Genomic DNA, 21,323 nt, shown 5'->3' with positions numbered 1-21,323 from the left:
GCTAAGCTTAAATGGCGAATTCTGCTGATCGGTCATTTTGAAATCGCTTGCAATAGTACATAGGAGGTTACGCGAACATGAAATTCAGGGGAAATGTGCGGCGTGCTTTTGCATATGTCATGATTGCCGCGCTGCTGATATCCAGTATCGGATTGTATCCGAACGGTGCGGGGGCGGAGAGCCGGACAGCCTACCTCGTAGGCGATCTGCAGTCGAAGCTGATCTTCGACGACGGACAGACGCCGCCGGCCGATTGGAAGCAGGATGCGGAAGCGTCGCGAATGACGGATCTTGGCGGCGGTTATTATGCGTTTACCGGGAAATTACCCGCGGGCACGTATCAGTATAAAGTCGCTTTGAACGGCAAGTGGGACGAGAGCTACGGGTTCGGAAGCTATACGAATCCGCAAGGAACGAACAAAGACGGCAATATTCAATTCACGTTGACCGAAGCGAGAACGGTCACCTTCTACTACAACGATACAACGAAGAAAATCGCGGACTCTACCTTCTACGCCCCGATTGCGGCCGACAAGCTGCCTCTCGTGGCAGGCAACGTTAAGGTGCTCGATGACGCTTCGGATACGACACCGTCGGATGCGGCGATCGCGCTGACCGATCCGGATTTTGATAACGTTTACACCAAACAGGTTTACGTACCGCAAGGCAGCTACACGTACCAAGTGTCGGTGCCCGGCGCGAATGGAGCGGACAACGCGCTGTATCCGGCGGAACCAGCGAATCTGACGCTGCCATCGAACCTGCAGGTCACGTTCAAACTCAACGCGGTAACGCACGATGTGAACGCCGAATTTACGGTTCCTCCGGTTGAAACGCCGGAAGAGGAGACGCCGGAAGAGGAGACGCCGGAGACGGAAGTGCCGCAGCTCGAGGCTCCGCCGGTGCCGGCTGGCCATATGCGCGTGCACTACCAGCGGACCAACCATGACTATGCCGATCAAGGCTTATGGACATGGAATGACGTGCAGACGCCTACGAGCGGCTGGCCGCAAGGCGCGATGCCATTCCCGGCAGGGCAGTTGGACGATTACGGCGCTTATGTCGACGTGCCGTTGAAGGCCGGGGCGAAGAAGATCTCCTTCTTGGTCGTCAATCGGATTCCGACATCGGGCGCTAAGGATGGCGGCGACAAGAACTACACCATCCCGAACGCGCAAACGAACGAGATCTGGATCAAGCAGGGCTCGGATGTGGTCACGCCGTACCCGCCGGCTGCCGATCTGGCGGAAGGCTCCGTACGGATCCACTATACCCGCTCAGACGATAAGGCAACCGACTACGGCCTGTGGCTGTGGGACGATGTCGTGAAGACATCGGAAGCGAACGGCGATTGGCCGGGCGCCGCGACGCCATTCGCGAAGACGGACCGGTTCGGCGCTTACGTCGACGTGCCGCTGAAGGCGAACGCGCAGAAGATCGGCATGATCGTCATGAAGCCGGTCGGCGGCGACAAAGACGGCGAGAATCGCACGTTCGCGATGCTCAGTCGCTACAACCAGCTGTGGCTGAAAGAGAATGACACGAAGGTGTACGTGTCGCCGTTCGGCGAAACCGCCGACATTTTCCAATCGGCCGAAGTGTTGTCGACGAACAAGCTGCTGCTCGGATTTGCGCTCACGAGCAGTCTGAACGATGTCGCGCTGGTTCAAGGCCTGACCGTGAAAGACAAGACTGGAGCAGCCATCAAAGTGACGGGCGCGACCATTATCGACGGGACGCAGGTTCAAGCCTCGACCGAGCCTTTCGAGCTGGAGAAGCTGCCGCTTAGCGTCAGCTACGAGGGCAAGACGGTAAGCGCCGCATCGGGCTGGCGCCTGCTGGATGAGATGTACCATTACACGGGCGACGACTTGGGCGCCGCGTATGATGCGGCGAACAAGACCGCGATGCTTAAGCTGTGGGCGCCGCTTGCGACCAAGGTCGTGGCGAAAGTCTACGACATAGCGGATGCTTCAAAGCTGGTCGGCAGCGTCGAACTCGCGAAAGGCGAGCAAGGCGTCTGGTCCGTCGAATTGAAGCCGGCAGACCTGACGAGCGTGCAGGATGTGCGCGGCTACTTCTACCAGTACGAGGTCACGAACAACGGCGTCACGAAACAAGTGCTCGACCCGTATGCCAAGTCGATGGCGGCCTTCACCGTCAATACGAAGGACGAGGCCGGCGCGGACGGCGACAAAGTCGGCAAAGCCGCCATCGTCGACTTAAGCGGGACCGACCCGGAGGGCTTCGCATATGCCGACATTGCCGGCTACGAGAAGCGTGAGGATGCGATCATGTACGAGGTGCATGTACGCGACTTTACGTCCGATCCGTCCGTCGAGATTAGTTTGAACGGCGAAAGATGGGGCTCGTACGATGCCTTTATTCAGAAGCTCGATTACATTAAATCGCTCGGCGTGACGCATATTCAGCTGCTCCCCGTCATGGCTTGGTACTATGGCGACGAGACGAAGATGAGCGAGCGCGAATTGGATTACTCCACGAAGGACAACGAGTTCAACTGGGGATATGATCCGCACAGCTACTTCTCGCCGGACGGCGCGTATTCGCAGGATCCTACCGATCCCGAGCTGCGTATCCGGGAACTGAAGCGGTTGATCGATGCCGTGCATGAAGCGGGCATGGGCGTCGTGCTGGACGTCGTCTACACGCACATGTCGAAGGAGACGCTGCTTGGCGACATCGTGCCGAACTACTACGCGTTCCAGGACGCGAACGGGAAATTCCTCGGCGACTTCGGCAACAATCTGGCGACCAGCCACAAGATGGCCGAGAAGCTGATGATCGATTCCGTAAAATATTGGTTCGAGGAATACAAAATCGATGGCATGCGCTGGGACATGATGGGCGATGCGACGCAGGATTCCGTACAGAACGCGTACAACGCGGCGATCGCAATCAATCCGAAGGCGCTGTTCATCGGCGAAGGCTGGAAGACGTTTAAAGGCGCATCCGCCGACCCGTCATTGGCGGGCAAGGGCGCTGATCAGGCTTGGATGGACAAAACGAACGACGTCGGCGTATTCTCCGACGAAATTCGCAATGAATTGAAATCCGGCTACGGCTCGGAAGGGGAACCGCGGTTCATTACGGGAGGCGCACGTCCGATCGCGACGATCCTGAACAATATCAAGGCGCAGCCTTCCAATACGCCGGCCGACGATCCGGGCGATATGGTGAGCTATATCGAAGCTCATGATAACTTGACGCTGCACGACGTCATCGCGCAGTCGATCAAGAAGGATCCAGCGGTACCGGCGAACGAGCTTGAAATCCAGAAGCGGATTCGACTCGGCAACACGCTGATCATGACCTCGCAAGGCACGGCGTTCCTGCACGCAGGCCAGGAATACGGCCGTACGAAGCAGTGGAAGAGCGAAGCGGTACCAGAACAGAAGTATACTGAGCTGAAAGACGCGAGCGGCAAATCCTTCGGGTATTTCATCCACGATTCCTACGACTCGACGGACGCGGTCAACATGTTCGACTGGTCCAAAGTCACGGATGCGCAGACGTATCCGGTGCAGAATCAAACGAAAGACTATACGGCCGGACTGATCGAGCTGCGCAAGTCGACGAACGCGTTCCGTCTCGGCGACAAAGCAGCGGTCGATCAGAACGTCACGCTGATCACGGCGCCGGAGATCAAACCCAATGACCTCGTCATCGGCTACAAGAACCGGTCGACCGACGGCACGGGCAGCTACTACGTGTTCGTCAATGCCGATAACGTATCCAGAACACTGACGCTGCCGGAGAACTTGACGGCGGGGCAAGTGCTGGCCGACAACGACCAAGCAGGCAAGGAATCGATCCCGGCCGCGCAGCAATCGGGCTTTGCGCTGACCGCAACCACGCTGACGATCGACCCGTTGACGACCGTGATCATTCGGATGGAGCCGAACGCCGAACTGCGCGTTCTTGAAGTCGACAGCGAGGCCTATGCGCTGCAAGTCGGCAAGACGCACCAAACGACGGTAACGGCGAAATACGCGGATGGCAGCAAGCGCGTGGTAACCGGCACGGCCGTATACGCGTCGAACAAACCGGGCGTCGCGACGGTATCGAGCGCGGGCGTCGTTCAAGGCGTTAGCACGGGCACGGCCAAAATTACGGTGTCCTACGGCGGCGTAACGAAGGTCTTGCTCGTGAACGTGACGAACGAAGCCGCAGACAACAAGCGGTACGTGCTCTTCACGTATGTTCGTCCAGACAAGAATTACACCGATTGGAACCTGTGGGTATGGGGCACAGGAGCCAAGAACGATCAAATCAACTTCACGACGTTCGAGAACGGCACCGCCAGCGTCCTGATCGAGGTGCATCCGCAAGCGACAAGCGTCGGATTCGTGCTTCGCAAAGGAACGGACTGGAATACCGCGAAACAGGATATTCCGGATGACCGCAGCATTTCGCTCACGGCCGGCCAAGCGCTGACCAAGGTTGTCGTGACGAGCATGGAGCGGGACATTCACCTCGTGCCGGCCAACAACGGTCCGATCTACGAGGAAGACGGCATTACGCTCGTCTACCGGGACGAGGCGCTGTTCAAGAGCGGCGGCATGTCCGCGATTACCGACGTCAAAGTCAAATTCGGCGGCCACGTGTATAAGATGGTTTACGACGCGGACAAAGAATGGTTCGCGTACAAATTGACCGGCGTACAGGAAGGCGATCACCCGTATACGTTCCTCGTGACGAAGAACGGCGAGACGACCGAGATTGCCGATCCGAAGAACGGCGATACGGCGCTGGTGTACCGCAAGCCGGCGGTAACCCTCACATCGGCTGCGGCGCCGAACGTGCTGAACGCCAACACGAACGCGGTGCTGAGCGTGAACGCGCAGACGGCCGAAGGCGTGCAGTTCACGAAAGGCTATTTGGATCTCACCGCGCTTGGCGGACCAGCCAAAGCGAACTTCGACACCGCGTTAATGAAGCATACGATTGCGGTGAAGGATTCGATCGGCGCCGGCGCGAAGACAATTCCGGTCGTGCTCGTCGATCAGTACGGCAATGCGCACCGTCACAATGCGACGGTTACGGTGCAAGCCCGCACGTACACGGGCAGCGAGCTTGATTTTGACTGGGATGAGGCACGGATTTACTTCGCGCTGACCGACCGGTTCAATGACGGCGATACGACGAACAATCAGAACGTGGACAAAACGCATCTGGAAGCGTACCACGGCGGTGACTTCAAAGGCATGATCGACAAGCTGGACTATCTGCAGGAGCTTGGCATCAATACCCTCTGGATTTCGCCGATCGTGGATAACATCGACTTTAACCAGGGTGCCGGTTGGGGCAAGCAGTTTGGCTACCACGGCTATTGGGCGAAGGACTTTACCCAACTGGATGAGCATTTGGGCGACATGGACACCTTCAAAGAGCTGATCGACAAGGCGCACGACCGCGGCATTAAAATCATGGTCGACGTCGTGTTGAACCACACCGGCTACGGGGTGAAGTGGGACGATACAGAAGATGTATCGATCGCGGATAAGCAGCGGTTCAACGGCATGCTCCGCACGGACGGCTTGAGCGCGGACGTGAATCCGGTCAAAGGCGAATTGGCCTACCTGCCGGACTTCATCACCGAGGATGAGGCGGTCCGCAATCAAGTGATCGCCTGGCAGACCGGCTGGCTGAACAATGCCCGTACGGAGCGCGGCGACACAATCGACTACTTCCGCGTCGATACCGTCAAGCATGTCGAGGACACGACGTGGAAGGCGTTCAAGAACGCCCTGACGGCGATCGATCCAAGCTTCAAAATGGTCGGCGAGTATTTCGGCGGCACCGTCAACAACAACGGCGGCATGCTGCAGACCGGCCAGATGGACAGCTTGCTCGACTTTGGCTTCAAGGAACGGGCGAGACAATTCACGGACGGGCAAGTCGAGGCGGTCGATGCGTACCTGCAGGACCGCGAGGCAAGCATCGATAACACGAAGATGATGGCGCAGTTCCTGAGCAGCCATGACGAGCACGGCTTCCTCTCCGAGTATGTGGGCGGGGATAAAGGCAAGCTCAAAATCGCGGCGGCGCTGCAGATTACGGCGAAGGGCCAACCGGTCGTCTACTACGGCGAAGAGCTGGGTAACTCGGGTCGGAACGCCGGCGACATGACGGCAGGCCAATTGAGCGAGAATCGGAAGGATATGCCATGGAATAAGCTCGAGGAAGAGAAGTTGCTTCATGATCACTACCAGAAGCTGCTGAACATCCGCGCGGAATACTCCAAAGTGTTCGCCAAAGGCACGCGGACAAAGCTGGCGGGATCGGATGCCCTCGGCTACCTCGCGTTCAACAAGCATTACGGCAATGTCGACGTCGTCACGGCCATCAACACGAAGGCGGAAGCCGTCAAGGCGACGATTCCGGTGCCATTCGGCGCCTACGCGATCATCAAAGACATTTATGGCGGTTCCACCTATACGGTAGCTTACGATGGAACGGTAACGGTTGACCTGCCGAGCCGCAATGACGGCGGTACCGCGATCTTCACGTTCGTATCGAATGGTTCGGGCAGCGTGCCAGCGCCAAGCACGCCGAACGCGGCGGAAGACGCGCAAATCGTCACCGAAGCCGAACTCAAGAACGGCAAGGACGGCCAAGCGGCAGTGACGCTTCCGGCGGGTAAAACCGAAGCGCTGCTGCCGATCGACGCGGCGAAGACGCTTGGCGCGAGCGACCTGCTCGTGAAGTCGGGCGACATGACGGCGGTCGTACCGAACGAAGTATTGAGCGCCATTAGCAAGCTCGTATCCGGCGCGGATGCGGCCGGAGCGCGCATCGCGTTCGCGGCGAAGCCGCTGCCGAGCGGCGAAGCGCAAGCGCTTATGCAAGGACTCTCGAACGGCAGCACCAAAGCGAGCGCCGTCTCCGAAGTCGTTGCGTTCACGCTCGCGCTTGTGAAGAAGGACGGCACGCGCCAGAACGTGAGCGCGTTCGCGCAGCCGATCACGCTGTCGTTCCGTCTGAAGGACGGCGCGAACCCGGATCTGCTGGGCGTGTATTTCATCGGCGCGGACGGGAAGCTGGAATGGATCGGCGGCACGGTGAAGGACGGCATCGTCACCGCGCAAGTGAAGCATTTCAGCACGTATGCGGCGCTTGAAATCCGCAAGTCGTTCACGGATGTACCGGCGGGCTTCTGGGCGCAAGGCGCGATCCAGTCGCTTGCAGCGAAGCAAATCGTAACCGGCGTAACGGCGGACGCCTTCAAACCGGGGCAAGCGATCAGCCGGGCGGAATTCACCGCGCTGCTCGCGCGGGCGATGGGCCTTGCGGCGGAAGGCCAGGCGACCTTCGCGGATACGCCTTCCGGCGCCTGGTATTCGGCCTACGTCGCGGCAGCCGTGAAAGCGGGCATCGTCGGCGGCGTCGGCGGCGACAAGTTCGCGCCGAACTGGACGATCAGCCGCGAAGAGATGGCGGTTATGCTCGTTCGCGCGCTGGAAGCCAAGCAAGGCAAAGACGCGGAGCCGGCAGCTGCCAGCGAATTCGCCGATCGCGCCGCGATTAGCGCATGGGCGGCGGCATCGGTCGATAAGGCCGCGCAGCTCGGGCTCGTGCAGGGCCAAAGCGGCAATCGCTTTGCCCCGCAAGCCAAGCTGACCCGCGCGGAAGCCGCGCAAGTCGTATTTACATTGCTCGGCAAGCTGCAGCCTTAATAAGCTAACGTTAGCCGCAAAGATTCGTCCCGGATGGCCTAATAAGGCTGTCCGGGGCGTTTTTTGTTTTCGTAAGCTTTAGCTGGGCATTCATGGTAATATAGAGATACGGAAAAGGATTAGCGCATGGGAGGACATGCAGGATGCAGCAGGGGAAACCGATCATTATCGGCATAGGAGGCGGCTCCGGCAGCGGCAAGACGACGTTGTGCACGCGGATGGAAGCGGAGCTGGAGGGTTACCGGGTCAAGAGCATCCATGCCGACAAGTATTATTTCCGCACGCGGATGAAGACGGCGGCGCCGTTCACCGGCAAGACGTACGATGATTTCAACCATCCGGACTCGCTCGATTTTCCGAAAATGCTGGAGGATCTCCTCCGCGCGGCCAACGACGGGGAGACGGAGATTGTCATCGTGGAGGGCATACTGGTGCTGCACCATGCCTATTTGCGCGAGTGGATGGACGTCAAGCTGTACGTCGAATGCCCGGCCGACGAACGGCTGCTAAGGCGGACGGCTCGTTTTCTGCAGAAGGGCTATGCGTACGAGGATATCGTGAACGAATATTTGGAGCTGGTCCGCTACCGCCACGACGAATTCGTCGAACCGACCAAGTGGCACGCTGATCTCATCGTGAACGGCTCGCAAGGGTCGGAGACGGGCGTCAAAATCGTACTTGAATGGATTCGCCAAGCGGCGCGCAGCCGTAAGTCGTTCGAGACGGTGCGAGACTTTAACGGGAAACGGTAACCGGATCGCGCCAACCATCGCCAACATGCCGCAGGAGGCAATTCGATCACGCCCAGAACGGCGCCATGCAAGGGGCATCCCATCGTCAGGCCATGACGCGGGAATGCCCTTTTTGGCGTGCAACGGGGACTGATATTTCGCTTATGATAAGTCCCCATGCGCTTAATCTCCGACGCCCGCGTCACGCGTCCCCCGCCGTGCCGCTTTCCTAACTCTTTTTCCCATCCCGCCGGGAACGGCTCTCTATAACCGGGAATACGCCTCCGTTATGCTGAAGACAAAGAATTGCTTCAAAACACGATAACGGAGGCGTACAATGAAAACGGACAACAGTACAAACAAATCTTGGCTTGGCGTGGTTTATCGATTTTTCGCGATCGTATTCGCGGCAGCGGGCTTGATCATGCTCCAAGGCTTATCGGAAGGGCTGGAGCCTTGGGTTCGCGGCTTCATGGCCTCCTCGCCGCTCCCGGATGAGCTGCGGTTCCATGCGGCGTCGCATGGCGCGCTCATCGGCATTTTGTTCAGCGTGAGTTTGCTTGCGATGCTGCGCGCGCCGCTGTCTAAGCCGCTCGTGCTCCGGTTTTATGTGATCGGCCATCTGATTTTCCTCGGCACGCTGCTGCTGACGGATCCGGCGCTTGCCAAGCAGTCGTTCTTCGTCTTTATTCTGTTCGCGGTGGTGCTCGGCATATTGTTCGCCGCGTATCCGAAGCGGCGCGACATCTTCCGTCCGCGCGAACCGAAGGCGATGAATCGCACGCTGCTCGCCATGACGGGCGTGGCGCTGCTCGGCCTGCTTCCGTTCATGATCAACGGCGTAACGGGACAGATCGGCGACAACGACATGCAATTCCGATGGGGCGAAGGGACGGCGCTCGGCCTGGCGCTCGTCTACGCGGGTTACTTGACGGCGACGTCCCGCACGGGGGCGCGCACGCTGGGCATCCTGCAAGGCGCGACCTACGTCTATATGGGCGCAGCCTCGATCACGTTGCCGGAGCATCCGGGAAGCTGGGGCCTGTTGGGCGGCGCCGCCGCAATCGCCTACGGGCTGGTCTATGTCGTCGTCGTCCTCCGGCAGCTGGCTCCCGGGACTTCCGTCGCAAGGCCGAATGCTATTCAATCATGAGCTGAACGCAAAGGTGAGAATGCTATGACATCCGTCCGCATCCAGACGCAACGCGAGCTTAGAACCGGCCGCTATCCTACGGGGTGGCGGTCTGCCGCGCGTTGGTTCGCTTTCCTCTTATGCGCGGCTTACGCGGGACTATTTTTGGCGAAAATCCCGTCTTACTATGTGTACCTTAGGGACAGCTGCCTGCAATCGTCCTGCGAGTTGGCCGTGCTAACGCCGCTCCCGGCCGACGTCGCCGCCGGCTGGGGGCTTTCGAACGGCGGGTATGCCGCCTTGTATACGTGCATCGCCCTGTTCGATTTCGCCGTTTATTTCGCGGTCGCGCTGCTCGTCTTGCGCAAACGGCCGAATGAGCCCATGTCGTGGATCGCGGCGACGGCCATGATTTCCTTTCACAGCGCGAGCTTCATCGTCATTCAATGGCCCGGCTTGCCGTGGCTGACCAACCTGCTGGAGGAGCTGTCTTCGCTGTCGTTCATGCTCTTCCTGCTGCTGTTCCCGAATGGGAGAATCGTGGTCAGGCCCATGTTCTGGGGGGCGATCGGGCTGGTCGTGATACGCAACGCGTCCTGGTACGTCCCCGATCCTTGGGGGGCCGCGCATTGGCCCATCTGGCTGACCTTGCTGTGGATGACGCTGCTCTACGGCACGATCGTATGGAATCAGCTCATTCGCTATCGCCGCTATGCCGAAGTCACCGAGAAGCAGCAGACCAAATGGGTGCTTTACGGCTTGCTGATGGCGATCGCCGCCATGTTCATCGTGTCGATTTTGCCGTTAATCCGGGACATCGATTTTTATCAGTCGCCAGATCCCGCGGTGTTATTCGTGTTGGACGTGGCCGTGATGCTCGTCATGCTGCCGATCCCGATCACGCTTGGCATCTCTATGCTGCGCAGACGTTTGTGGGATATCGATCCGCTCGTGAACCGCACGCTCGTATACGGCTGCCTGAGCGCCATCATTATTGCGCTGTATTCGGTCACGGTGTGGTACCTGTCGGTGCTGTTCCGCTCCGGACCGAACATGATCTTCTCGATTATGGGCGCCGCGCTGGTCGCCTTCGCGTTCGCCCCGCTCAAGGAGCGGCTGCAGCGGGTCGCCAACCGGATGATATACGGCGCGCACAATGATCCGTTCTCCGTCTTGGAGAAGCTGGGCAACCGGCTCAAGGAGCCGTCCTCCCCGGCCGCTGTGCTCGAGATCGTGGTCCGGACCGTCAAAGATTCGCTTCGGCTGCCCTACGCCGCCATCCATCTGATGCGCGGCGGCGAACCGTTGGGCGCGGTATCGGTTGGCGAGGAGCAAGGGGACGCGATCGCCATCCCGCTGATCGCGGGCGGGGAAGAGATCGGCCGGCTGCTCGTATGCGCGCGCGCCCCGGAGGAGAGCTTCAGCGACGCCGATTGGAAGCTGCTTCGCCTGCTTGCCCGGCAGGCGGGCACCGTTGCGCAGGGCGTCAAGCAGGCGACGGAGATCGAGCGGCTGCTCGGCGATCTGCAGGATACGCGGGAGCAGCTCGTCTTCGCCCGGGAGGAGGAGCGTCGCTCGATGCGCAAGAACCTGCATGACGATATCGCGCCGAGATTGGCGGCCATGCGTCTGACGTCCAGCCTCGTGGTGGACTGGATCCAGAAGGACCCGAACCGAGCGATCGACATCATGAACAAATTCAAGCAGGATATCGGAGACACCGTGGACGAAATTAGAGGGATCGTCTATGATTTAAGGCCTCAGGCGCTCGACGAGCTGGGCTTGAACGGCGCGATCCGCCAGCGGGTGGAGCAGATCGGGCAGATCAATCAGGTCCGGGACATCGCGGCCAGCAATCCGCCGCTGCAGGTGGAGCTTGCGCTGCCTGATCAGCTGCCGATCCTGCCTGCGGCGATCGAGGTGGGCGCTTACCGGATCGTGACAGAGGCGTTCCTTAACGTCGTGAAGCATGCGCGCGCGAGCCGATGCCTCATCCGGATGACGCTGCGCGAAAAAGAGGGCGCAATGATGATCGAAGTGACAGATAACGGGATCGGATTCGAGCGCAATCCGGTTCCAACCGAAGGCGGACTTGGCCTCTATTCCCTTCGGGAGAGGGCCGAAGAGCTGGGCGGCAGCTGCAGCATCCGGGAGGTCGCCGGCGGCGGCACGCAGGTCGTGGCGCAGCTACCGCTTCGTACAACGCTAAGAGGAGGAAGATATTAGATGCTGCGAGTTTTGCTTGCCGATGACCACCCGATGTTCAGGGAAGGGGTCAGAAGCATCATGGAGAGCGCCCCGGATGTGACCGTCGTCGGCGAGGCGGCCACGGGGGAGGAAGTGGTCCGGCTTGCGTTGGAGCTTGCGCCGGACGTCGTGCTGATGGATATCCGGATGCCCGGCTTGAACGGCATCGAAGCGACCGCGCGTATCCGGGCTTCCAATCCGCAGATCGGCGTGCTCATTTGCACGATGTTCAAAGACGACGCCTCCGTCATTACCGCGATGAAGGCCGGCGCGAGAGGCTATATTCTGAAGGATGCGGATCGAGAGGACATTATCCGGGCGATCTGGGCCGTCGCTTCCGGGGAAGCGATCTTCAGCGGGGACGTGGCCGCGCGCATGATCGATTTCGCGACGAAGCCGATGCAGCCGCTCGAGATGTTCACCGAGCTCACGTACCGGGAGCGGGAAGTGCTCAGCATGGTCGTGGAGGGCCATGCCAACGCCGAGATCTCCAAGCGGCTGGAGCTCAGCGCCAAGACCGTGTCGAACTATATGACCAACATTTTCAACAAGCTGCAAGTGGCCGACAGAGCCGGCGCGATCGCCAAAGTGAAGGAAGCGACCGGGCATTAACGAGGGGAATTATTCATAGGATGAATCGAAAACCCATCGCCGGTACATGGCGATGGGTTTATTTATTGACGTCGTTAATCTTTCGCTCGCGCCCTGATCGTGCATCCGTTTAATGGTTCATGGCCCTAAGTTCCAGCAAGTTTGCGGTAACAGCGCACGTAATCGACCGCGAACTCGCTAGGATACACCGGATCCGTCGTGGCACCGCTCTTCTGGGGCGGGAGTTCATAGATATTCAGCATCAACTGCATCGGATATTGCGGCGACTGCGCCGAGCGATGGACGAGCTGGTTATCGATATAAAAATCGACGCCTTGCTCGGTCCACTCCACGGCATAAAGATGAAACGCGGTCGGGTCCATCGCATATTCGCGTTCAAAAAATTCATCCTTGATGTCGGGATCGCCAAAAGGGCGGAGGCCAAATCCGACCGTGCATCGGTCCGCTTGCACCTGCCAGCCCTTTAACTCGAAAGGACAAATTTCAGCCGATTTATAGGGCTCATCCTCGAACCCAATCATCCAGAAGGCGCAAACATTGTTGGGATTTCCGAGCCCTTTGGCGCGGATCTCGAAGTAGCCGTATTGCTGTGTAAAGAGCCGTTCCACAGGCTGCTCTTCCCGAACGATACAGTTCCCCGAGTAATTGTGCTGCCCGAATTCGGTTCCTAGTGGCCCGGAGAATACGCCCGTCTGCAGGCTGCTGACTTTAACGCCTCCGTCGAATTCGGGACTCCAAGGCGATTGATGCTCGGTAATTTGCAGGATGAGCCGGCTGTCTTCAAAACGATAGTTGGCTTGCGTATGCATTCTGCTGCTCCATTGCGGCAAATAATACGGCAGCCACTTCGCAAGGTTCAGCTCGTTCCCCTCGAAATCGTCCTGGAAAACCAAGACATAGCCCGGTTTGTCGATTTCGTTTCGCGGAAAGTCCTTAGCGGGCATCGTCGCTCCTCCTCACGTTTTGGTTAATTTTGGTTTTATTATATCACGAGGACTCCAGTTGGCAAGAACGGATGTTCGTAAAGTGTAGCGACTGGGGCCTCCTGGCACGAGTGAGACTTCCATACAAGCGGACGGCCGGGGGCAAGTACGGCGCTCATATCGATCCGCCTAATCTCCGCTCCCTTCTTCGCCTTCTCGCCAGTTCCTCGGTGCCAAGCTGCGTCTGGAGCATTTGGGGATTTTTTACTGGAAAGTGTTGACTGTGAGGTGGAGGTGTGATTATACTGTATATAAAGATATACACAGTAAACACACTAAACACAGTGAGCACAGATAGAACTGGAGGAAACGGGAATGTCTAGCTGGCAAGGAGCGATCCGGTTATTTCGTCACGAAATGCGACGGTCTTGGGTGGGCGTGCTGATTACGATTGGGTTTTTCACTTATATCGGCTTCGTCTTAACCATGGTGCTCGGCGACTTGTTCGAGGGGAGGGGAGCCGGCGAGGAGTTGATCGTATTCCCGGCCGACTTCCTGATGCTGACGCTGCTGCCGAATATGGGCTTCGTGATGAACCGCACGTTGTTTCATTATTGGAAGACGAACTCCTTCACGCGCAAAATCGCCTATTGGCGCACGATGCCGATCGGGTTTCAATCGATCGTTCTCTCCCGAATGCTTCAGCTGGTGGTTATGCTATCCCTCGTAGGCGTGTACTTTTTCGGCCTCGAATATGCGCTGGTCGCAGAATTGCGCGAGGCGCTCTCGTTCGGGCAATACCTGATCTTCGCCCTTTTCTGGATGGGCTACGCGCTGACGTTTGCGTCAGGATACATGTTCGCCGAGCAGTGCTACAGCGGCCGAACGTACCTCCTCGTATGTTGGGGCTACGTCATGCTGTTCGCGCTGATTGTGTGGGGATTATGGGCGCTGGACTTCTCGCCGACGCTGCTGTCCATGGAACTGGCGGAAGCGGGCAACCCGGCGGGCGCGCTGATTATGGTGGTGGTCGGCATCGGCGCGCTGCTCGTATCGGGACACTATATTCGGCAGCGACTTGAAAGACGCAGTTTAATTCACGAATGACGATTCCGGCGACGGCGTCCGCATCTTACGATCATGGCGCGACGTCGGCCGATACGATAGAAGGTGTGCACGGTGTGGATTCCGATACAAATTAACGAACAGAGCGCAGAGCCGTTATACCACCAGATCGAAGTACAGCTTCGGGCGCTGATCGTCAGCGGACAACTGGCGGAAGGGACGCTGCTGCCTTCCATCCGAGAGCTGGCGTCGATGGTCAAATGCAGCGTCATCACGGTACGGCGCGTCTATCAGGATCTAGAGAACGAAGGGCTGCTGCGTACCCGGCAAGGGACTGGCACATTCGTCGCGAAGGTAGGGGAAGAGATGCGGGACGTACACCGCCGAAGCGCGGTCATCGAGGCGTTCGAGTCGGCGGTCGAAGCTGGCGTTCGGGTCCAGTGCGGCGAGGACGAGATGCGGGAGATACTCGAGGAGATCTTGCGCAAGCGGCGCGAAGGGTAAGCGAAGGAGGAGAATGACGGATGTTGATGGAAGAGACGGCGATTGAAGTGAAAGGCGTCGTGCAGCGGCACAAGCATTTTCAGCTCGGACCCGTGGAGCTGGCGGTGCCTAGGGGATACGTGACGGCGATCGTCGGGCCCAACGGCTCCGGCAAAAGCTCGCTGTTCCGGCTGCTGCTCGATCTGAGCAAGCCGGACGAGGGCGAGATGACGGTGCTCGGCGAGCACGTCGGCGGAGACGACCGGCAGTTGAAAGCCCGGATCGGCTATGTGCCGGATCAAGCGATCGACATCGAAGATCATTTGCGCGCCGAGGAGAAGGCGGCTTTCACGAGCCAATGGTACCCGGGCTGGGAGCTGAACCGTTATCAGGAGCTGCTTCGGCGATTCGAGATCGACCCTTCGATCAAGCTTGGCAAAATGTCCAAAGGGATGCGGCGGAAGTTCGACATCGCGCTGGCCATGGCGCACAATCCGGAGCTGCTGCTGCTCGACGAGCCCTCTTCGGGCCTCGATCCGATCGCGTGGAAAACGATGATAGAGGTGCTCCACCGCTACATGGAGCGGGGCGACCGTACGATACTGATGGCGTCGCACATCGTCGACGAGGTGAAGCGGCTGGCTGACTATATCGTGTTCATCGTGCATGGCCGGGTGCTCGGCATGTTCGAGAAAGACGCGCTGCTCGAATCGTGGTACGCGCTCTATATCGAGGCGGGGACTCCGCTCGCCAATTGGAAGGCAATACCGGGCTATTGCAATCACGAACAGGCCGGCGGCGCGCAATGCAAGGTCGTCACGAGCGACGTGCTCGAAGCCGAGCGATGGTGTGCCGAGCAAGGGCTGCGCATCACGGGGAGACAGAAATTGGAACTGGATGACATTTTGACCGTACTCATCGAGCAGGAACGCCTGCGCATGCACTCATAGCGAACGAGATGGATAGCCATATTTCGGAAAAGGAGCCAAACGGAATGAATCCATTAAAAGTAGACCGAATTTTCAAGCAATACGGCGACAAAACGGCGGTGAACGGCATCAGCTTTGAGGTAGGCGAAGGCGAGATTTACGGGCTGCTCGGCGGGAACGGCGCGGGCAAGACGACGACGATGCGGATGGTGCTCGGCTTGATTTATCCGGATGGCGGCTCGATCCAGTACCATGGCAAGCCTTATAGCGCGGAACAGCTGCGGGGGCTGGGATATTTGCCGGAGGAGCGAGGCCTGTACGCGAAGGTCAAAGTCAGCGACCAGATTCTTTACCTGGCCCAGCTGCGCGGCATGAGCCGCAAGGACGCGGACGCCAACCTGAAGCGGTGGCTTGATCGGTTCGGCGTGCCGGAGTATTACGGGAAGCGGGTCGAAGAGCTGTCTAAGGGCAATCAGCAGAAAATTCAATTCATCGCGGCGGTCATCCATCAGCCGAAAATCATCATCATGGACGAGGCGTTCAGCGGTCTCGATCCGGTCAACGTCGAGCTGTTGAAAAGCACGGTCAAGGAGCTGCGCGATTCGGGCACGACGATCCTGTTCTCGACGCACCGGATGGAGCATGTCGAGGAGCTGTGCCGCAACATAACGATTTTGCACAAGTCCAACCCGGTGCTGCAGGGCAATTTGAAGGCGATCAAGAAGCAGTTCCCGCGGGAGCGCGTCATTCTGCATACGGATGGAGACGTTAGCGGCCTGGAGGCGATCGGCGGCGTGTTGCGAGTAGACCGTCGGGAGAACGGATACGAGCTGCTGATCGACCGGGAAGAAGCGGCGCGGCCGATTTTGGAGCTGGCGCTGGCCCAGACGAACGTCCAACGCTTCGAAGTGATGGAACCCACGCTTAACGAAATCTTTATTAAGACGGTAGGTGAGAGCCATGAATAGTAGTTTCTGGACAGTGGTCGGCTTCACGGTTCGCAATAAATTCAGAGGCAAGGCATTCGTTATTACGACGCTGGTTATCGCAATCATTTTAAGCATCGGCATCAACCTGCCTTATATCATTTCGCAATTCAGCAGCGATAAGAACGAGGCGGCATCAGTCGGATATCTTCAGAAGGCGGAAGATACGCTTCAATCCTCGACGTTCAATAACGCATATTTGGCCCAAGCGGTTAATAAGTACTTCGAAGCTCAGCCGGAGCCGGAGCTGAAGCTCGTTCCGTTCCAAGCTACCGGGACGCCGGAAGGCGATGAGAAGGCGTTCAAGCAAGCGATCGCCGATGGCAAAATCAAAGGCTATATCGAGTTTCAAGCTGGTGCGACGGGCGAATTCCCGGAGGGTTTCCCCGACGTGGTCTACAAATCCGAGAAGCTGATGGACACGAACGTGACCGAATCGCTGACCGTCGCCCTGCAGGCCGTGAAGACCGAGATGGTGCTGCAGGACTCCAACCTGTCGCAGGCCAAGCGCGATCTGCTGCTGGCGCAGGTGGGCGTTCAGACGCTGCAGATTACGACAAGCGCCGGCGCTGGCAACGTAGGCGAGGGCAAGACGGCTTCCGAGCAAGCGATGGATATGGGCTTGGTCTACGTCATCCTCATCCTGCTGGTGATGGCCATCATGGTCACCGGCCAAATGATCGCCAGCGAAATTACGGCCGAGAAGAGCTCGCGCGTCATGGAAATTCTCATTACGAGCGTGGCGCCCGTTACGAGCATGTTCGGCAAAATCTTCGGCATGTTCCTCGTCGGCTTGGCTCAGATGCTCGCGTTCGTGGGCGTGATCCTGCTGAATATGGCGCTGCCGCACAATAGAGAGCCGCTCGCCGACCTGAACATCCGTTTAGCCGATATCGATCCCGTGCTCTTGGTCTACGCGCTCGTGTTCTACTTAATGGGTTACTTCCTGTTCGCGACGCTCTTCGCCGCGATCGGCTCGCTTGTCAGCCGCACCGAGGATCTGGGCCAAGCGGTCATGCCGATCACGGTCGTCTCCCTTGTCGGCTTCTACGTCTGCATGTTCGGCGGCTTAAGCAACCCGGATACGATGGTCATGAAAGTGTTCTCGTTCATTCCGCTGTTCTCGCCTTATGCGATGGTCGTGCGATTGGGGCTGGCCAATCCGGCCGCCTGGGAAGTGTGGGTCTCGATCGGCTTGCTGCTGATCATGATTTTGGTCGCCGGCTGGCTGTCGGCTCGCATTTACCGCGCCGGGGTGCTCATGTACGGCAAACGCCCAACGATCAAAGAGCTGCGCAAGGCGATGAAAGCTTACAAAGTGTAAGGCATCTGTACCGTATATCCTCCAACGCTTGGTAATTCCATTTTACAGGGTGCAACCTCGAAAAAGATCGAAAAGTATTTGGGAGGTTTTTCAAATGAAAACGTATATTCCTATGCTGGGCCTGTTGCTGCTGGCCGCCTACTCGTTGCTTACGCGTTTCGAAGTGCCGATCCACGACGCGGTTACAGGCGGCATAATGGGTCTGTCCGTCGCATTCAACGTCTACGCGCTGGCGACATTCAGAAGAAAGCCGTCCGCAGTTTAGTCGAAGCGTCTGAAATGCCGCAAGGCCCGCTCTCGGATGAATCCTCCTTGGCCCGAACAGCATGAGAGCGGGAAGTTTCTTAATTAGGGAGGAAGATTTACAATGTCCAGAAAGAAGAAAACCGCGCTATTATCCGTCGCTTTATCCGCCACGATGCTTGCATCCGCCTTCCCGGCAATCGCCGCGCCGGCCACGCTGGACGTCGAGGTAAACGGCAAAAAAATCGAATTCGCGTCGAACGCGCCGATCGCCCAAGATGGTACGACCTTCGTTCCGCTGGAATCGACGTCCAAGGCGCTTAATCTTTCGCTCCAAGACGCCAAGAACGGGACGATCACGGCCGTCATCGACGGCAAGCAGGTCACCCTGCAAGCGAAGCCGAAGACGATCGGCGGCGTGACGTATGTTCCCGTTCGCATTATTGGAGAGGCGGCCGGTTACGAGGTACGCTGGGATGCCGCCTCCCGCACGATCGAACTGACGTCGAAGATCGTCAAAGAAGGCGGCAAGGGCTTTCTTTGGGAAGTGAAGAACGGCGGCAACACCATCTACCTCGTCGGCTCCATGCACATTGCGGACGACAGCTTCTATCCGCTTCATCCTTCCTTTGAGGAAGCGTTTGCGGAATCGGACTATTTGGCCGTGGAGGTCGATATCACGAGCGCGAATGAGTCGGACGTGCAGAAGCTGGTCGAGAAGCTTGGCTCGTACCAGGATGGGACGACGCTCAAGGATCATATCTCGGCGGAGACGTATAAGCAGTTGGGTGAGATCTTGGTCAAGAACAATCTGAAGGCCGATGCGTTGGATAAGTTCAAGCCATGGGTCGTTGAGACGACGATCGCGACGCTGAAGTCCATGGAAGCGGGCTACCAGAGCACGGTCGGCATCGATCTGCATTTCATCCAGAAAGCGATGGAACGCAAAATACCGGTGATCGAACTGGAAACCTACGAATCGCAGTTGACCATGTTCAACAGCTTCTCGAAGGACTTGCAGGAAGCAAACCTGAAAACTACGCTGGACAACTTCGAACTGGTAGACGAGAGCGTCGATCAAATGGCGGACATGTGGAAGAAAGGCGACGATGCCGCATTGCTCAAGTTTACCGAGAGCATGTCCGTGAACGAGGAGTATCGTAAAGCGATGCTCGATGACCGTAATATCGCCATGGCGGCCAAAATCGACGGCTTCTTGAAAGGAACGGAGAAAGCCGAATACTTCGTCGTCGTCGGCGCCGCACACTATCTGGGCGATACCGGGATCGTGAAGCTGCTGCAAGATAAAGGTTACACGGTTACGCGGAAGTAGATACATGCATGAAGAAGTCTCCCTGTAGCAGGGGAGGCTTTTTCTTCGTGTATGCCCAGGGTGGGCGTCATCTCTAGGGTGAAAGTCCGGAATGGGGGAGGGGGAACACCTACCGTTAGCCAAGAGCAAGGGTGTCCATCGTGAGGGGGAACCCGAAGGCAGCTGGAGGCACACTTTCCGAAGATCCAATAAATACGAATGTTGAGCGCCCCTATTCTAGAGGGGTGCTCTTTCGTATGCAACTGTGCGTCACCACGCCTTCCTTCGGATTGGTGCTTCACCCTGTGCATCCATGGTGCTGCTATTCAGGTCAAAAATCTCCACCTATTTCTTCATCATTCTCCACTTTTCTCACCCGAAAAAACAGATATACTCGAAAAGCAAGCTAATTGAAAGCGCTAACAATTAAAGAAAGGAGGAGATTGCCCTTTTTTATTTTGTTCAACCTTTGGTCTCAAACTATACTCATGAAGGAGCCGTGTAATGATGTTTAAAATCAAGACCATTCGCAAGGCAGCTTTGGTTTTTGTAAGCGTATCTATGGCAATCTCGATATCCATTGTGCCAGGTAAAGAAAAAGCGTATGCCGCCGACGGTGTGAATGGCGTAATGATGCAGTACTTTGAATGGTACTTGCCAAACGACGGAACGCTCTGGACGAAGCTCCAAAATAATGCGGCCTCCCTTAAGAATGCAGGCGTTACAGCGATCTGGATCCCGCCAGCCTATAAAGGAGGCGGCAGCAACGACGTCGGCTACGGTGTGTATGACATGTACGATTTGGGCGAATTCAATCAGAAGGGTACTGTGCGCACGAAATACGGTACGAAAGCCCAACTCACCAGCGCGGTCGACGCGCTTCATGCTAACGGGATGCAGGTTTATGGGGATGTCGTACTGAACCACCGGATGAGCGCTGATGCGACGGAGAACGTTACAGCCGTTGAGGTTAACTCTTCCAACCGCAACCAGGAGACATCGGGCGATTATACGATCTCTGCTTGGACGCAGTTTAATTTCCCGGGACGGAACAATACGTACTCCAGCTTCAAGTGGAAATGGTATCATTTTGACGGTGTAGATTATGATCAGTCCCGCAATGCGAGCAAGATCTTCAAGTTCCGCGGTACCGGCAAAGCCTGGGACTGGGAAGTGGACTCGGATAACGGCAACTATGACTATCTGATGGGTGCCGACATCGACTGGGATCATCCGGAGGTTATCAGCGAAACACGTACGTGGGGCAAGTGGTTCGTCAATACGGCCAAGCTGGATGGCGTGCGAATTGATGCAGTGAAGCATATCAAGTTTGACCGTATGCGCGATTGGCTGAATGGCGTCCGCACCGACACGGGTAAAAGCCTGTTTGCCGTTGGCGAATACTGGAGCAGTGACATTAACAGGCTGAACAATTACATAACCAAAACAAACGGCGCTATGTCGCTCTTCGACGTCCCGCTGCATTACAATATGTATTCTGCTTCCAACAGCGGCGGCGGGTACGATATGCGCAACCTCTTAAACAACACACTTATGAAGGGCAATCCGACGAAAGCGGTCACGTTCGTTGAGAACCATGACTCCCAGCCGGGTCAAGCGCTGCAATCGACGGTAA

14 protein-coding genes (1 of these 14 running past the window's edge) are annotated in these 21,323 nt (G+C 57.6%); 13 read left to right on the top strand and 1 reads right to left on the bottom strand.

The window, feature by feature from the left end; translation table 11 throughout:
• Nucleotides 1-77 precede the first annotated feature (77 nt).
• The 5 genes from ACFSKT_RS16065 to ACFSKT_RS16045 all read left to right on the top strand — a co-directional run bounded on the left by ACFSKT_RS16065 (nucleotide 78) and on the right by ACFSKT_RS16045 (nucleotide 12,422).
• Nucleotides 78-7,700, top strand: a complete 7,623-nt coding sequence (locus ACFSKT_RS16065) for a pullulanase (protein ID WP_377717905.1) — start codon at nucleotides 78-80, stop codon at nucleotides 7,698-7,700.
• A 143-nt stretch (nucleotides 7,701-7,843) separates the two neighbouring features.
• The gene (locus ACFSKT_RS16060) at nucleotides 7,844-8,452 is read left to right on the top strand and encodes a uridine kinase family protein (protein ID WP_377717904.1); all 609 of its coding nucleotides are present in this window, start codon (nucleotides 7,844-7,846) and stop codon (nucleotides 8,450-8,452) included.
• Between the two features lie 316 nt (nucleotides 8,453-8,768).
• Nucleotides 8,769-9,584, top strand: coding sequence for a hypothetical protein (locus ACFSKT_RS16055; protein ID WP_377717903.1), 816 nt, complete (start codon nucleotides 8,769-8,771; stop codon nucleotides 9,582-9,584).
• 24 nt (nucleotides 9,585-9,608) lie between these two features.
• Nucleotides 9,609-11,789, top strand: a complete 2,181-nt coding sequence (locus ACFSKT_RS16050) for a GAF domain-containing sensor histidine kinase (RefSeq protein ID WP_377717902.1) — start codon at nucleotides 9,609-9,611, stop codon at nucleotides 11,787-11,789.
• Nucleotides 11,790-12,422 carry a response regulator transcription factor gene (locus ACFSKT_RS16045; protein ID WP_377717901.1) on the top strand — a complete coding sequence of 211 codons (633 nt, stop codon included), beginning with the start codon at nucleotides 11,790-11,792 and terminating at the stop codon, nucleotides 12,420-12,422.
• Between the two features lie 125 nt (nucleotides 12,423-12,547).
• Here the strand turns inward: ACFSKT_RS16045 and ACFSKT_RS16040 are convergent, their stop codons facing one another.
• A complete protein-coding gene (locus ACFSKT_RS16040; RefSeq protein WP_377717900.1) occupies nucleotides 12,548-13,366 on the bottom strand; it encodes a glycoside hydrolase family 16 protein in 819 nt (272 codons plus the stop codon).
• Between the two features lie 354 nt (nucleotides 13,367-13,720).
• Here ACFSKT_RS16040 and ACFSKT_RS16035 point away from each other — a divergent pair, with 354 nt between their 5' ends.
• The 8 genes from ACFSKT_RS16035 to amyS all read left to right on the top strand — a co-directional run.
• Nucleotides 13,721-14,452: a hypothetical protein gene (locus ACFSKT_RS16035; RefSeq protein ID WP_377717899.1), complete on the top strand. Its 732-nt coding sequence runs from the start codon at nucleotides 13,721-13,723 to the stop codon at nucleotides 14,450-14,452.
• A gap of 72 nt (nucleotides 14,453-14,524) precedes the next feature.
• Nucleotides 14,525-14,914, top strand: coding sequence for a GntR family transcriptional regulator (locus tag ACFSKT_RS16030; RefSeq protein WP_377717898.1), 390 nt, complete (start codon nucleotides 14,525-14,527; stop codon nucleotides 14,912-14,914).
• 20 nt (nucleotides 14,915-14,934) lie between these two features.
• On the top strand, nucleotides 14,935-15,843 hold the full coding sequence (locus ACFSKT_RS16025; protein WP_377717897.1) for an ABC transporter ATP-binding protein: 909 nt from the start codon (nucleotides 14,935-14,937) through the stop codon (nucleotides 15,841-15,843).
• A gap of 44 nt (nucleotides 15,844-15,887) precedes the next feature.
• Entirely contained in the window at nucleotides 15,888-16,790 is a 903-nt protein-coding gene (locus ACFSKT_RS16020; protein ID WP_377717896.1) for an ABC transporter ATP-binding protein, read from the top strand.
• Nucleotides 16,783-18,132, top strand: coding sequence for an ABC transporter permease (locus ACFSKT_RS16015; protein WP_377717895.1), 1,350 nt, complete (start codon nucleotides 16,783-16,785; stop codon nucleotides 18,130-18,132). Before ACFSKT_RS16020 ends, ACFSKT_RS16015 begins: the two co-directional genes overlap by 8 nt.
• 94 nt (nucleotides 18,133-18,226) lie before the next feature.
• Nucleotides 18,227-18,397, top strand: a complete 171-nt coding sequence (locus tag ACFSKT_RS16010) for a hypothetical protein (RefSeq protein WP_377717894.1) — start codon at nucleotides 18,227-18,229, stop codon at nucleotides 18,395-18,397.
• A gap of 102 nt (nucleotides 18,398-18,499) precedes the next feature.
• Nucleotides 18,500-19,708 (top strand): TraB/GumN family protein, encoded by a 1,209-nt coding sequence (locus ACFSKT_RS16005; RefSeq protein ID WP_377717893.1) that lies wholly within the window; start codon nucleotides 18,500-18,502, stop codon nucleotides 19,706-19,708.
• Between the two features lie 483 nt (nucleotides 19,709-20,191).
• Nucleotides 20,192-21,323, top strand: the 5' portion of a protein-coding gene (amyS, locus tag ACFSKT_RS16000) for an alpha-amylase (protein WP_377717892.1). It continues 425 nt past the right edge of the window; the window shows 1,132 of its 1,557 coding nt (coding positions 1-1,132); its start codon is at nucleotides 20,192-20,194; its stop codon lies beyond the right edge, outside the window.

It is taken from the genome of Paenibacillus xanthanilyticus, from assembly GCF_042682185.1.
GTDB classification, from domain to species: Bacteria; Bacillota; Bacilli; order Paenibacillales; family Paenibacillaceae; genus Paenibacillus_Z; species Paenibacillus_Z xanthanilyticus.
This window is presented reverse-complemented; position numbering and strand designations above follow the sequence as displayed.